Source organism: Clostridium sp. (assembly GCF_050717535.1).
Taxonomy (GTDB): domain Bacteria; phylum Bacillota; class Clostridia; order Clostridiales; family Clostridiaceae; genus Clostridium_AD.
Window position 1 is genome coordinate 1 of record NZ_JBOITM010000044.1, and the last position, 14,543, is coordinate 14,543.

At 32.6% G+C, this 14,543-nt stretch carries 13 protein-coding genes and 1 pseudogene; 3 read left to right on the forward strand and 11 right to left on the reverse strand.

The window, feature by feature from the left end; translation table 11 throughout:
• The 3 genes from ACREVU_RS07970 to ACREVU_RS07980 form a co-directional block, all read right to left on the reverse strand.
• A partial coding sequence (locus ACREVU_RS07970) for an isopeptide-forming domain-containing fimbrial protein (protein ID WP_431551082.1) occupies window positions 1–2,815 on the reverse strand: 2,815 nt, incomplete at its 3' end.
• 224 nt (window positions 2,816–3,039) lie between these two features.
• Entirely contained in the window at window positions 3,040–3,300 is a 261-nt protein-coding gene (locus tag ACREVU_RS07975) for a putative Se/S carrier-like protein (RefSeq protein ID WP_431551083.1), read from the reverse strand.
• Window positions 3,301–3,492: 192 nt separating this feature from the next.
• Window positions 3,493–4,371 (reverse strand): hypothetical protein, encoded by an 879-nt coding sequence (locus ACREVU_RS07980; protein ID WP_431551084.1) that lies wholly within the window; start codon window positions 4,369–4,371, stop codon window positions 3,493–3,495.
• A gap of 181 nt (window positions 4,372–4,552) precedes the next feature.
• Between ACREVU_RS07980 and ACREVU_RS07985 the strand changes: the two genes are divergently transcribed.
• Window positions 4,553–6,148, forward strand: a complete 1,596-nt coding sequence (locus ACREVU_RS07985; protein WP_431551085.1) for a hypothetical protein — start codon at window positions 4,553–4,555, stop codon at window positions 6,146–6,148.
• 49 nt (window positions 6,149–6,197) lie between these two features.
• On the opposite strand, the gene ACREVU_RS07990 is transcribed toward ACREVU_RS07985, so the two are convergent.
• Window positions 6,198–7,076, reverse strand: a complete 879-nt coding sequence (locus tag ACREVU_RS07990) for a hypothetical protein (protein ID WP_431551086.1) — start codon at window positions 7,074–7,076, stop codon at window positions 6,198–6,200.
• Window positions 7,077–7,256: 180 nt separating this feature from the next.
• Between ACREVU_RS07990 and ACREVU_RS07995 the strand changes: the two genes are divergently transcribed.
• Window positions 7,257–7,784 carry a hypothetical protein gene (locus tag ACREVU_RS07995; protein ID WP_431551087.1) on the forward strand — a complete coding sequence of 176 codons (528 nt, stop codon included), beginning with the start codon at window positions 7,257–7,259 and terminating at the stop codon, window positions 7,782–7,784.
• A 40-nt stretch (window positions 7,785–7,824) separates the two neighbouring features.
• Here ACREVU_RS07995 and ACREVU_RS08000 read toward each other — a convergent pair whose 3' ends face one another.
• Window positions 7,825–8,961, reverse strand: coding sequence for an aminotransferase class V-fold PLP-dependent enzyme (locus ACREVU_RS08000; RefSeq protein ID WP_431551094.1), 1,137 nt, complete (start codon window positions 8,959–8,961; stop codon window positions 7,825–7,827).
• A 246-nt stretch (window positions 8,962–9,207) separates the two neighbouring features.
• On the opposite strand from ACREVU_RS08000, the gene ACREVU_RS08005 reads away from it, so the two are divergent.
• Entirely contained in the window at window positions 9,208–9,861 is a 654-nt protein-coding gene (locus ACREVU_RS08005; protein WP_431551088.1) for an exosporium glycoprotein BclB-related protein, read from the forward strand.
• A gap of 98 nt (window positions 9,862–9,959) precedes the next feature.
• On the opposite strand, the gene ACREVU_RS08010 is transcribed toward ACREVU_RS08005, so the two are convergent.
• The 6 genes and pseudogenes from ACREVU_RS08010 to ACREVU_RS08035 form a co-directional block, all read right to left on the reverse strand.
• On the reverse strand, window positions 9,960–10,709 hold the full coding sequence (locus tag ACREVU_RS08010; RefSeq protein ID WP_431551089.1) for a sugar phosphate nucleotidyltransferase: 750 nt from the start codon (window positions 10,707–10,709) through the stop codon (window positions 9,960–9,962).
• Window positions 10,710–10,827: 118 nt separating this feature from the next.
• Window positions 10,828–11,307 (reverse strand): recombinase family protein, encoded by a 480-nt coding sequence (locus tag ACREVU_RS08015; protein WP_431551090.1) that lies wholly within the window; start codon window positions 11,305–11,307, stop codon window positions 10,828–10,830.
• 217 nt (window positions 11,308–11,524) lie between these two features.
• Window positions 11,525–11,899: a DUF6262 family protein gene (locus tag ACREVU_RS08020; RefSeq protein ID WP_431551091.1), complete on the reverse strand. Its 375-nt coding sequence runs from the start codon at window positions 11,897–11,899 to the stop codon at window positions 11,525–11,527.
• Window positions 11,899–12,447 (reverse strand): annotated as a pseudogene (locus ACREVU_RS08025) (tyrosine-type recombinase/integrase); the annotation flags it as partial. The gene ACREVU_RS08020 and the pseudogene ACREVU_RS08025, both read right to left, overlap by 1 nt.
• Window positions 12,448–12,567: 120 nt before the next feature.
• Window positions 12,568–13,596 (reverse strand): site-specific integrase, encoded by a 1,029-nt coding sequence (locus ACREVU_RS08030; protein WP_431551092.1) that lies wholly within the window; start codon window positions 13,594–13,596, stop codon window positions 12,568–12,570.
• Window positions 13,583–14,389, reverse strand: coding sequence for a tyrosine-type recombinase/integrase (locus ACREVU_RS08035; RefSeq protein ID WP_431551093.1), 807 nt, complete (start codon window positions 14,387–14,389; stop codon window positions 13,583–13,585). Before ACREVU_RS08035 ends, ACREVU_RS08030 begins: the two co-directional genes overlap by 14 nt.
• Window positions 14,390–14,543 lie beyond the last annotated feature (154 nt).

Consider the following 14,543-nt stretch of genomic DNA (forward strand, 5'->3'; position numbering starts at 1 on the left):
CAGGGATAGTAATAAAGCCTGGCACAAAGGATAATAGTGGATTTAATACATCAGTTAAAGCTGAATTATAAGCAGCTTCAGCTCCAGTGTTATTTAAAGTGATCCTGTACTCAATAATATCACCTATACTATAGTTTACATTTCCTGATGTAAAAGCGCCTCCAGTTGTGGCATTCCTTTGCTGTTTTGTTCCAACAAGGTTTGGAGTTCTTACTTGTAGAATAGCTGAAGTACTAAAAGGTACTGCAGGAGTTCCTATATTATCAAGATCCCAATTTACAGTGGCATTATCAGTCTGATTTTCAATATAAGGCTGAACTTGAGTTCCATTTACAACTCTTACATCAAAAGCATAAAGTATAGTAACAGCTGCAGCTGTTGCATCAACAAAAGGGATAGAAGGAAAGGTTACAGTGCCACCCACAACAGTTGGTACTGTAGGAAGTCCATCCACAGTTGCATTCCCTACAAAGGTTTGGGTAGCTATAGGAAAGGTATCTATTACCTGCAAATCATAAGCAGTAGTCCCAAGAGGAACAGTTACCTGAAGCTGATAAGTCACTGCATCTCCTATCTTAGCAGATGGTGGAGATATTAATTTTGTCATAGTGACGCCTAAAGCTTTTAGTGTAGTAGATGCAGTAAAAGGTAAACCTGGAAATTGGTATGACCTATCAGGTTGGGAATAAGGTCTTGGAAGTGATGCACTATTAATATAACTTTGACCACTAGCAACAAGAGGCGTAACTAGTACATCATAGTTTAAAATTAAACTTTCATTAGGAGCAAGTTTAAGGATTGTCATGGATATATTTTGACCTATAAAAGTAGGTGTAGTATAGGTTCCCGTACCTACAACGCTATAAGTTCCTGCATATAAAAGCCCAGCAGGTATTACATCTGTTAAATCCATTTCAAAAGCATCGGTTACATTGCCTTCTAAGTTTTGTGGATTAGATATTGTAATAGAATAGGTGTAGGTTTCTCCTGCCTTTATAGCATTTACATCAGGTCCGGCAACTGTTTTAGCAAAGATTATATTTGGCTGACCAAAGTCTACCTCTACTTGATCGCGACGACTATAAGCAAATCCATCTGTATTAATACCCGCGAGTTTAGCAAGGTTGTTTCTTTTACCTACAAAATCTATATTTGCAACAGGGATAGTAAAGTCAGCAGTCCACAAAGTGTTACCAGGTACTGTGCCAAGGGACCATCTTAATCCGTTTGGTGCTACAGTAACTAGTGGGAAAGGCCCAGTCCCAAGGGTTCCTCCATAAGTTATAGGGAGTAAAGCAGTCAGTGGTCCCATATTTGGTGGTGCATATTCATCTATTTCAATAGCTTGTTGCTCAGCAGCTACTCCTACAGCGCTATAAGTGATTTTAAATTCCACTCCATCTCCTGGAGCGGCAATATTAATTGTTTTTGGGGTTCCATCCTTGTAAAAATAGCCAATTAGTTCTTTTGCAATACTTGATACAATTATTTCCAAACTTACACTAGAGCTATCCGGTGTAGGTGTTAAAGTGGTCTGATTTGTTCCTGTAATAATAACATCATTGCTTAGTCCGTCCGCAGCAACAACAGGCAATCCAGAGAAGTAATTGGTACTTGTTGTAGTATCAAAGGTAATGCTACCAGTTGTGCCTGTAGTCAGTATTCCTAGGTTCCAAGATAAGGTTGTTGTACCATCAATATTTCTTGGTGGACTCGGATCAACAGGTATTACAGATGCGGAGCCTACATTATAAGTCTGACCATCACTTAGGGTATCTGATATAATAACATTTCCTACATTATCATATTGGTTTATTCTATATGTCAATGTATAATCATTGGTCACATTTACATCTGTAACAGGTGAGGGACTTGCACTTTTATCTATAGTTGCATCCATAGCATTAGTGGTAGCAATACCTTGAACTGGTCCTGACAAGCCATTTAATGTGGAAACATTCTGAAGCGGTGCCATATGAGGAATTTTAGCCCCACTGTTCTCAACGCAGCTAGCTGTATAGTTATCCCAGACAGCAGCATTAAATACAATTATATTTACACTAGATGGTGATAATACTACTGAACCCCAATTAAGGGTTACAAAATTTTGACATCCAGGACCTACAGAGGGAATAGTCACTGTAGGAGTGGAAAGTGCCACACTGTCCGGCCCAACTACTGAAAGTCCTCCAAGATATCTTACTCCATTTGGGAGGTTATCAATTAAAGTAACTGTAGAAGCTAGCAAGCTATTATTCATAACTGTTAAAGTATATTGATAGGGCCATAAAGGTGATGTAATAGGAATTAAAAGCCCCGCTCCTTTTGGTATTTTTCCGGGAGCAGCTTTTGTAAGACTGTATCTAAGTGGTATAAAATTAGCAGAATCATTCTTGGTTATTTCAACGTTTCCAGGGTCATCGTTGCCTCTTGGAAGAGTGTCTACTATTCCTACAAGGTCAACGCTTACAAGTGGTATATCAAAAGGTACTGGAAGCCCACTAACTCTAAAATATTCATCTGCTTTTAAAGTAGCTCCAAGGATATATCCAATCTCATTAGGTGCCAAATCTTTTATATTAATCCAAGTAAGGATAAGGGTTCCCCCTGGTCCATCAACAATAGATGTTGGAGGGATAAGGCCTCCTACATAAGAAACACCATCAGGAAGGGTTAGAACTGCTTTTAGGTTATAACCTCTTTCGGTTAGGTTTGTATTAGAAAAAGATAAATTTACATCTCTAGTCATCCCGATAACTACGTTTATTGGGTTTGGGGATATACTCAAAGTAAAGTCTGAAGGAGAAATAGGCATATAATCACCTCATTTTATTATTTTTAAATTACACTACATAATATTCATATTTGGAAAGATGGGTTACAATAAAATCAATCATAATATGCATGAGAGAGTAAATGTGCCACGTGACTGTTGTGGGAAAAATAAAATAAAATTTAATTAGCAGCTAGTTTATAATTTTTCATATAAATCAGCTGCTATTATTATTATTATTATTATTATTATTATTATTATTATTATTATCGAATTTTAAGATAATAAAATCGATTTTCTTTATAAACTTTTTTATATATTCCCTTGATAATAATTTTATGATTATCTATTTCTTCAATTGCAGCTTCAAGGTCGCACTCTTTTATCTTAATAGATCGTGAACAGCCTGCACTTATAGTACAAGGCGTAGACATTATGACTACATTTAATTTTTTATCTTTTAATAGCTTAAATAAATGTACGCTTACACTAGAAGAATTTAAAACTATTATATAAAACGCATCCATAAATACGCAACTCCTCTCTCAAATCTAAATTTATAGTACACATTACTATAATATTAAAGAGAGACTATTTATGTTACAATAGTCTCTCTTTAAGAGCTTAAGCCTTTAAATGCTATAAAGATTGCGGTATAGACTGCTTAAAAACAATCAGCAGTTTAGAATTGACTTTTGCAGGATTAAAACTACAAATAATTAAGCTATTGGTGGGTCAAAATCATCAAATGGGAATGGAATTTCATTAAAGAATGTACATGGATCACCAGGTAATATTGGATCGCAAAGAGGTATATCACAATTTCCTGCACTTTGAACAGTCATACTAACTAATCTAAATAGTTTAATAATTGTAAATAGACCAATGGTAACGCCTATAATACTGTCTGGACAAGGATATAATTGAGAACATGGATCTACGAAATCGCCAATGGTTACAGCGAGTGGTGCTGCTTTAGCCTGAACATTTACATAAGGTGCATTTTGGTAAGTATATGGTCCATTATTTGCATATAAGCTACTTGCCACATAAATATTTGGATTTCCAACTCCTCCAAATAGAATGATTTGTTTTTCATATACACTGTAAGCACAAATGTAATCTTTTGTTGGTGGTACTCCTATTGGATCTGTTGATAATCCTATTACTAAAGGTGCGCCTGTATATCCGATTAATTGTAATCGGTAGGTGAATTGATACCTTATAGTAACTTTCCAATAACCATCGGATGCAAATAGATCATTTTCTTGTTCTGGAGTGGGTATTTCGATGCTTGTAATTACGATGCTGGAATCAACTACCTTACCATACTTAACTAGATTTTGTGGAAAAACTATTAGTCCATTAGGAAGTATTGGTGCAGTTAGTGTTGTTCCACCAATTGATACGATATCTGCAGTCTCTCCTGATTGTGAACCAGGAATAGGAATTGAGTCTACCCCAGGCTCAGCTTCTATAAAATCAGGTTTTAAGCAATCTTGTTGTCTACATTTTCCATATACTTTGGATGCTATGATACACTCCTCAGAAAATAATTGACGTGGTTGATCATAACAATTGTCTAGATTTTCTTCCATATATTATCCTCCTCTACAAAAATAATCATAATTATAAGTAATTCTTTACATTACCATAGTATGTATTTTTTATAAACTTGTGCTAATTAAATAAAAAAAAAATTTAAATTTATAATTCATAAAATTAATTATACTTGAATAAATTTATATATAGAAAGTAATTTAAAAGGAGTAAATTGTGGTGCTGGAAGCAAGAAACTTTTATATAATAAAACAGGCAGATGGAACGCTTTGGAATTTCACATACAAAGATAACTTTGGGATAATATATAGAATTTTTCATAAAAACGCATGGTCTACTTATAATATTTTAGTAAAAAAAGCCTCAAAGGCATTTTCTACAATCATCCTACCAGATGACAGGATATGCATTATTTATCAATCATCTTCTGGTAACTTGCTTTTAAAAGTTTATTCAGGTGATGAATGGAAGGAATACTCTATTCTTCATAAGAGGGGGAATAGTGTGAATGACATACAGTTTAAAACTATCTATGCCTTAGAAAAAATTCAAATATTCTATAGTATATTGCAGTCACATGATAATGTGAGGACTTTATTTCATCAGAGTCTTACTTTAAATAATGAGTTAAAGGTTTCATCTCCAGTTCTTATCGATACTACAAATGTCAATCATGTTAACCAATTTGTAGTACACGCATTAGAGAATAATAACATCTGCATAATGTATCAAAAACTATTGAATAAATATGAATTGGGTTATAAGATATTAGAAAATAGTAGTACGACATGGTCTAAATTTTATAATATAGATAAGAACATTTCCCCTTATACGGATTATTCGTTAAACTCAGTTAATGATAAGCTTAATATTTTGTATATTAAAAATAGTGGGGAAGCTAATGCACTATATAATTTTAGGGGAGATACATCTAACATGGAGCTTAAAAAGATAGCAGAGAGTAACAATCTTATTTCCTGTGCTCTTTTTAGAGAAAAAAATATAACTTATGGTTTTTGGATTTCAAATAATTACCTTTATAGTTATTATACTAAGGCTATAGATGATAATATCAGTCCAATAAAAAGTGATGCTTTAAAATCAATGAATATTTTTAAAGCTTCATTTAGTGAGATATCTTCTGAGGGAGAATATATTTCAAATGAAATATATGTACAGGATGGAAGTAATCTTACAATTCTTCCTAATAACTTTTTTAATTATATTGAAACCTTAAAGGCAATGCAAACTAAATTACAAAGTAAATTGGGAGGGGCTAAAGTAAATTCTAATTTAAGCTTGAATTCTATGCAGGAAAGTCCTACCCAGGTTGCAGAAGAAAAGGTAGTAGGTATAGAAAATAGGATATTAAAAAAGGACCAAATAATAAATCAATTAAATTATATTATAAAGGAGGAAAAAAATAAAGTACTCATACTCAGCAATAAAATAAGCCTACTAGAAAAAGATTATATACAATGGGAAGGTCAAGAATTACAGCTTAATAATGATATTAACTTACTTCAAGAAGCCTTAATTTTAAGAGAAAGTAGAATTCATGAATTAGAGAGTGCTGTGGCTGAAAAAGAAACAAAGCTAATAGAAGTGAATATGCTCAATAGTACGAGTGAAGATCAGAACAAAAAAAATATAGTGATGAAATCTGAAATAGAGGAATACAAAATATCACTAACAAATTTAAATAAGACAATTGAAGATATGAATTATAAAATCAGTGTTCTTGAAGAGGAAAAAGCTGCACTTATAAATGATAAAGCTAATTCTTCATTGTTTAAAAAATTATTCAATTCATAAAAAAGCATGGGATTTATTTTCCATGCTTTTTTACTTATTACTAATATCATTAAGAAATAGGTGGGTCAAAATCATCAAATGGGAATGGAATTTCATTGAAGAATGAGCAAGGATCTCCAGGTAATATTGGATCGCAAAGAGGTATATCACAATTTCCAGAACTTTGAACTGTCATACTAACTAGCCTAAATAGTTTTATAATTGTGAATAGACCAATGGTAACTCCTATAATACTACTTAGACAAGGATCTTGATCGCCACATGGATTTATAAAAGGCATAATAGTTACGGCGAGTGGTGATGCTTTAGCTTGAACATTTATATAAGGTGCGTTTTGGAAAGTATATGGTCCATTATTTGAATATAGTGTACTAGCCACATAAATATTTGGATTTCCAATTCCTCCGAATAGAATGATTTGTTTTTCATATACACTGTAAGCACAAATATAATCTTTTGTTGGTGTCACTCCTATTGGATCTGTGGATAATCCAATTAATAGGGGTGTTCCGGCATATCCTATTAATTGTAATTTGTAGGAAAATTGATATCTTATTGTAACTTTCCAGTATCCATCGGATGAAAATAGATCGTCTTCTTTTTCTGGAGTTGGTATTTCAATTCCTGAAATTAGGATGCTACTATCAAGTATTTTACCATATTTAACTAGATTTTGTGGAAATGTTATTAGAGCGTTAGGAATTATAGCTGGAGTTAAAAGCGTTCCACCTATAGATACGATATCAGCAGTTTCTCCTGATTGAGAACCGGGAATAGGAATTGATTCTATGCCGGGGTCAGCCTCTAGAAAATCTGGCTTTAAACAGTCCTGTTGTCTGCATTTTCCATATATCTTTGAGGCTATTATGCACTCCTCGGAAAATACTTGTTCTGGTTGTAAAAAAGTTTGTTCTGAATTTTCTACCATATTTTTCCCCTCCATGAAAATAATAGTTATTATAAGTAACTCTTTTCATTACCATAGTATGTATTTATCAGTGACTTGTACTAATTAATAGCAAAAAATAAGTGAAATTTATAATTCATAAAATTCATTGTTGTTGAATAAATTTATAAATAGTAATTAATTTAAAAGGAGTAATTTGTAGTGGTGACAGCAAGAAATACTCATCTGCCAGAAAGCACCTCAAAGAAAACTGAAGAAAATGGAATAAGTATAGAAAATAAGCTAATAAAAAAAGATCAATTGATCAATCAATTAAATTACATTATTAAGGAAGAAAAAAATAAAGTAATGATACTTAACAATAAAATATGTGTTCTAGAAAACAATTATATTCAATGGGAAAGCCAAAAATCACGTCTTTTTAGTGATACAAATTTACTTCAAGAAGCCTTGATTTTAAAGGAAAGCCAAATCCATAAATTAGAGAAAGCAATGTTAGAAGAAGAAATAAAGTTAATAGAGTTAAGGAAAATTAATTTAAATAGTGAAGAGGAAAATAAAAAAAACTCTCAAATGGAACCTGAAATTAAGGGGTATAAAATATCAATAATAAATTCAAATAAAACTATTGAGGACTTGAATTCTAAAATAAGTCATCTTAAAGAGGAAAAAGTTGAATTAATAGATGATAAAAACAATTCTTCATTGTTTAAAAAATTATTCAATTAATAACAAAATGAGAACGCATGGGGAAAAATTCCCATGCGTTCTATTTAGTATAAATATACTTCAGTGCAGCTACTACAGCATATATATCATCAAAGGTATTAAAGTATCCTGGACTAATTCTAACTGTGCCCATGTTTTTTGTGCCTATTATATCATGAATTAAGGGAGCACAGTGGTAGCCAGTTCTTATAGCTATGTCACGTTCATTCAAATAATAACCTACTTCAGAACTTTCAAAGCCTTCCATATTTAATGAAACTACACTACTGCGGTTGGTACAATCTTTTGTTCCATAAACTTTAACATATTTTAATTTGTCTAACTCCTCAAATAGGCATTTTAATAAATTTATTTCGTGCTTATGAATATTTTTAAGTCCTATTTTTTTTATGAATTTTATACCTTCACAAAGACCTGATAGACCCGGTGTATTTAGTGTACCACTCTCAAACTTATCTGGTAAAAAGTCAGGTTGCTCCATTGAATGAGAATTACTCCCTGTGCCTCCCTGGGTATATTCTTTGAGATTAACAGAGTCACTAATATATAAGGCTCCTGTGCCTTGAGGTCCAAGAAGTCCTTTATGACCAGGAAAAGCCATAATATCTATATTGTCAAGGACGACGTCTAGTGGGATACTTCCTGCACTTTGTGATGCATCTACCATAAGTATAATGCCATAATCTTTTGCAAGTCTTCCTATGGCGTTAATATCTTGGACGGTTCCTAAAACATTTGATGTATGATTAATAATTATAGCTTTTGTCTTCTTTTTTATATGTTTTTTTAATTCTAAAATGTCTATATACCCTTGTTTATTTACATTTAAAAAAGTAACTTCAACATTGTTTTTACACATTGTGTTTAATGGTCTCAGCACTGAATTATGCTCAATAGTAGTACTTATAACATGATCTCCGCTTTTGAGTAAACCTTTTATACCAATGTTAAGGGCTTCTGTAGCATTCTTAGTGAAGATAATATTCATTGGCTTTTCAATATTGAAAAGTCTAGCTATAGCTTCTCTTGTCTCCATTATTTTCATATCAGTTTCAATAGCCATTTTATGTGAACTTCGACCTGGATTTGCACAATAATTTTTCATACAGTTAATCATCTCGTCGTAAACTTGCTCTGGTTTAGGAAAACTAGTGGCTGCATTATCTAGATATATCATCATACCCTCCTTATATTAGTAAAACTTATGGATAGTTATTTGAAATGTTTTTGTACTTACTAATATACTATGAATAATCTACTTAATATTTCGTTGGAAAATAAATAATTATTTTGAAATATTTACATATATTCATAAGCTAAATAAATTGTAGCATTATATAATATAAATTCATAGAATACTACTGGGACAATATATTACATCTAAGCTAAGCAAATAAACAAAAATTTAATTGAGGTGAGATAAATGAATGTAAATTATTGTGGTTACAATATTCCTCCTTTAGTAATTGGAGGAGCAACTGGAGCGACAGGAGCAACTGGAACAACTGGAGTAACGGGACCAGGAACGGGAGCAACAGGAGCAACAGGGGTTGCAGGTGCTGGCGCAATTATACCGTATTCATCAGGAATTCCTATGTCATTGACTACTATTTTGGGCGGACTAGCAGGCACTCCTAGTTTTCTTGGTTTTGGAAATTCTGCCCCCAGTCTTAGTGTTCTCGGGGCAACAATAGATCTTACTGGCGCTGCAGGAACACTTCTTAATTTTGCTTATTCAATGCCTAGAGATGGAACTATAACATCGATAGATGCTTACTTTAGCACCACAGCAGTATTATCACTAGTTGGATCTACGGTAACAATTACTGCACAGTTATATAGCTCTACAACACCAGATAATACTTTTTCACCTATGGCAGGCACTTTGGTAACTTTAGCTCCTGCATTAACAGGTATAGTTGCTATAGGAACCACAAGCAATGGTATACTAACTGGATTATCAATACCGGTAACAGCACAGACGAGACTGCTAATGGTATTTTCTGTAACAGCTGCAGGTACGACAACTATTAATACTGTAGAAGGATATGCTAGTGCTGGTGTTGCAATAGCATAGACAATTAATTTAATGAAAGTGATTGTAACAAGCATAATCAACCACTAACTAAATTATATTAAAACTGTTTACAATAATCTTTTGTCGACAGTTTGTTCTTAGGGTTTAATTTCGTTGTTTTCATAAGCTAATTGTATTAAATATTTACCATATTCTGTTTTTATTAGTGGCTCAGATATTTTTAACAGTTGCTCCCTATTTATAAAACCATTGATATAAGCTATTTCTTCTATACAAGCTACATATAGTCCTTGTCTTGTTTGCACCGCTTCCACAAAATTAGCTGCATCCAAAAGTCCTCTATGAGTTCCTGTATCAAGCCAGGGCATACCTCTGCCAAATAACTCTACTTTTAAATTTTTTCTTCTTAAATATTCAATATTTACGTCTGTAATTTCTATTTCACCCCTAGCAGAGGGTTTAATATTTTTAGCAATTTCTATTACATTATTATCGTAAAAATATAGACCGGAAACTGCATAATTTGATTTTGGGTTTACTGGCTTTTCTTCAATGGACACTATATTATTGTTTTTATCAAACTCAATTACTCCAAATTCTTTTGGATTGCTTACATGGTATCCAAAAATAGTAGCTCCTTTAGTTCTATTTGCAGCTCTTTTAAGTCTCTGCGTAAATCCATAACCATGAAATATATTATCTCCGAGAATTAAAGCTACATTATCTTTTCCTATAAATTGTTCTCCTATTATAAATGCATCTGCTATGCCACGAGGGCACTGCTGAATAGCGTATTGCAAATTAAGACCTATAAAACTACCATCGGAAAGTAATTCTTTAAAAGAAGTAATGTCTCTAGGAGTTGAAATAATTAATATTCCTTTCATATTATGCCTCCTTCATATATCTAGTGTAGCGCATGCTACACTGATTGATTTTACTTGATTTCTACATAGACTACATATACTTTATGTAGTCATGTAGAAGTATTATTTCTGTTAATATCTACTTCTTATTATCGCTTAGTAATTTAACTGCACGATTAAATATATCTTCTTCAACAAATCCATTAGATACATTTTTAAAATTTAATAATATAAATCTAATGGAACTTTTAGACCACTCTCTTCCACGATTAGTTTTAATTTTTGCACCATTTAGTTCATTAGCAATTCCTTGTAGACTTTTACCATCAAGATATAAGTTGTATATTATTCCAATAACATTTTTGTTAGAATAAGCTTTTCTACCTGCATTTCTTGCGTTCAGTTTTATTTGTGAACTATTTAGTTCCTCTTCAAGTTCCTCTAATCTTTTTACCAAAACATTACGTTCTCTTCTATGTTTAATTTTAAAATTGTCATATAGTTTTTTACATTTGGCAGTCTCTTTTTTTTGGCTCTCCAAATCGTAAGCTAACAAACTGGAATGGGTTTTTAGTGTCTCAATTTCTTCTTGTAAAGACTTTATTGTTATCCTTGGCATTATATTATACCTCCATTTAGTAATTAATTTATAAACCTTATTCCCAAGTGTACAACACATTTTATTAAAGTTCAATTATTAATTACTAAACAATGTTATTGCTTTGGATAATAATACAGCTGCGAAGTATCTATATATTTCAATTAAAGATTATTAATTAATTAATTAACTTGATTTAACCTAAAGCATCGTTCTCCTAACACCTTGATTTTGCAAGTCATATCTTTTCATATAATTTTCCTCTAATAATCTTAAGTTGCTCTTTTAACTTCTTATTCTCTTCTTCAAGCGCCTTAATCTTTTCATCCTTAGCCATTATGATAATATCTTTAGACTTAGCTGTTTTATCATATTTAGCTCTTTGATTTATTGTTCTGCTTATTTGTTTCTCTCTAAGCTCCTCAATCCTTTTCTTAATATCGTCATTGTTATATAGGAAAGTTTTGGAAACCCCACCTAATCGAGAAACACTATTAAAGTTAACTTTCTGTTCAGTCAAAGAAAGTTCTCTAATAGCTTTATCGACCTTTTCTAAAGTAATCCTACTTTTATTTTTTGCATATTCTTTTAATCCTTTAGTATGGTCTGCCATTATGAATTCTCCCTTGATTTACCGTTCTTATGAACTAATTTATGTTCCTTAACTTTTTCTAATGTTTTCTCTAATATATCTACATATTGCTTATTTTTCTCAGCCCAAAGTTCTCTACCACATCTATTACTTACTTCTATTTGAGATTTAACCTTTTCTATTTCTTCCTCGTATTCAGGAATATTCTCGGTTGTCGTACAAAAGCTTGCGCAAGTTAAGCAATGGTTCATTTTTTGCTTACATGGTATCTTAGAAGCCTTGAAACAAACTCCAAAAGGAACTCTTACAGCGTCTAAATTTTTTTTAACATATTCATATCTAATAAGATTTTCTCCTGCATCAGTTAAGGTGTCTACTTTTATGAGTTTATTGGTTTTAGTATTAACTTTAAACAACTCTAAATTCTCAGTATTCTTCCATTTTTCATAAAGAATATTCTCACTGACAGTAGCATAATGAACTGTCATTTGTAAGCTTTGATGACCTAAAATCTGTTGTATAATACTAATTCCCATACCCTGCTCTACATATTCTTTAGCTCTGGAATGTCCGAAATGGGGAGCTCCCCATTTTAGGCATTATGGTGAGTGTTTTAAAATGGTGAGTGTATCAACTTATTCTTGAGTTTGAGCCAGTCTCTGTATGAATCACTCACCATAATAATTTCATCATTTTTTACAAAGAGAGTTTAAATAATTCATTAAGTCAGTATCATCTCCCCAAATTGGGAGGTCTTTTATTGGAAGAACATCACTATAAGCTTCTTCTATTGCTTTTCGTTTCATTTCTGTATCTGCCCTAGCATAAATTTCTGTAGTAGAGCAATCACAATGTCCAAGAAAATCTCTTATATATATAAGATTAATTCCGGATTGAAGTAAATGCATACTTTTGCTATGCCTGAACACATGTGGTGTGACAGGAAATGGAACAGTAAACTTAGGATTCTGTTTTGCTAGTTCTACGTATTTATTAATGATGTATGAAACTCCCCAACGCGTGAGCTTTTGCTTTCGTTGATTTACAAATACATAATTGTCCCCCTTGCTAATTGCATTATTAAATTTCTGGTTAATGAGATAATTCTCTAGGAGTTTCTTTGTTTTGTCCATAATAGGCACTTGTCTCGTTTTGTTTCCTTTGCCAGTGAGTGTTATGACTGAAGGATTAGATATACGGACATCTTTATTTTTCAAGTCAATTAATTCCTGTACTCTCGCTGCAGTGTCATACAGAATTACCAAAAGAACAAAATCTCTTTTTCCATCGTTAGTTGATGTGTCAGGTTGCTCTAAAAGGATTTTCATTTCTTCACCAGTTAAAAATGGTACAATTGTTTTAGGTCCTTTCTTATTAGTGATGTTCAATATTTTATGAATTTCATATATATTTTCAGGAGTTTCTTTTTGAACGTATCTAAAAAATGAATATAATGCTACCATACGCTGGTTTCTTGTCGAGATGGCACATTTTCTTTCTTTCTCAATCCAGTCAAGAAATCCAATGATTAAGTCATGCGTTAAAAAACTGAGAGTTAAGCGTTCTGGTTTGACTTTCTTTTCTTTTTCACAATAAATAAGTAATAGTTTGAAAGTAGTTGCGTACGATTCAATGGTATTGGGACTGGAATTTTTATGTCCTGGCAAGTATTTACTAAGAAAGTTTGTCAAATAATAAGGGAAATCAGCGTTCTTCATATAAACAACTCCCTTCTGGGATGACATAGCCAAACTCTACTTCTGATTTCCTAAGAATATGAGGATACAAATCTGCTGTCAGACGTAAATAGTACTGAGTAGCTCTGAAATCTGAATGCCCCATATAAGCGGACAGATAAGGCAGCATGTTTGTCAGATCAATTCCTGCCAGTGACCATTTTTTGAGACAAGCAACGGCTAGTCCATGTCGAAAATCGTGGATTCTAGGACCTGTTGAGGTATGAGATATATCCGCATTCAGAAGATAATCCCTGAAGTGGTTATAAGCAGTACTTCGATCCATGTGCCCCATTTTAGCTCCTGGGAAAACGAAGGTAGTATTATCACTGAAACGATGGAAAATTTCCATATATATCTTCATTCTAACTATAAGGCTTTCTGTAATTGGAATAAGCCTATCCTTATTGTTTTTTGAATGACGTATTGTCATAATACCATCATCAAGATTGACATCTGCGATAGTAAGATTGAGTGCCTCAGAGATCCTTGTACCAGTGCCATAAAGGAACCGGAACAATACCGGGTCAACGGTATTTCTATAAGAGTTTATAGACGCTGGATAATGATCTACTGCAATGAAAAAACGCTGAAGTTCCTCCTTCGTATAAATATGAGGTATGAACTTGCTTCTTGGTAACAATGTCTGTATTTCTGGTACATATACTAGATAACCGTGGTTATTTAAATAAATAGCAAATTGTTTCATCACTACTTCTTTATTATAGTGAGAAACCGGCCTTTCTTCCTTGTTATAAATGAATTCCTTGAGCATTAGTTTTGTAAGGTTGATACCGTTGTATGTATATGTTAATCTAAAAGTACCCCACTATTCTAATTGAAATATCCCCCACTTTAATGTAAACTTTCTTATGATAGAACATCATAAGAGGGGGAATGGAGATGATTAGATTGAGTGAAAAACAGCA

Bases quoted from the DNA above. Each gene is read 5' to 3' on its own strand.
- ACREVU_RS07975 (WP_431551083.1), bottom strand. From the start codon at position 3,300: ATGGATGCGTTTTATATAATAGTTTTAAATTCTTCTAGTGTAAGCGTA.
- ACREVU_RS07980 (WP_431551084.1), bottom strand. From the start codon at position 4,371: ATGGAAGAAAATCTAGACAATTGTTATGATCAACCACGTCAATTATTT.
- ACREVU_RS07990 (WP_431551086.1), bottom strand. From the start codon at position 7,076: ATGGTAGAAAATTCAGAACAAACTTTTTTACAACCAGAACAAGTATTT.
- ACREVU_RS08000 (WP_431551094.1), bottom strand. From the start codon at position 8,961: ATGATATATCTAGATAATGCAGCCACTAGTTTTCCTAAACCAGAGCAA.
- ACREVU_RS08005 (WP_431551088.1), top strand. From the start codon at position 9,208: ATGAATGTAAATTATTGTGGTTACAATATTCCTCCTTTAGTAATTGGA.
- ACREVU_RS08010 (WP_431551089.1), bottom strand. From the start codon at position 10,709: ATGAAAGGAATATTAATTATTTCAACTCCTAGAGACATTACTTCTTTT.
- ACREVU_RS08015 (WP_431551090.1), bottom strand. From the start codon at position 11,307: ATGCCAAGGATAACAATAAAGTCTTTACAAGAAGAAATTGAGACACTA.
- ACREVU_RS08020 (WP_431551091.1), bottom strand. From the start codon at position 11,899: ATGGCAGACCATACTAAAGGATTAAAAGAATATGCAAAAAATAAAAGT.
- ACREVU_RS08030 (WP_431551092.1), bottom strand. From the start codon at position 13,596: ATGAAGAACGCTGATTTCCCTTATTATTTGACAAACTTTCTTAGTAAA.
- ACREVU_RS08035 (WP_431551093.1), bottom strand. From the start codon at position 14,389: ATGCTCAAGGAATTCATTTATAACAAGGAAGAAAGGCCGGTTTCTCAC.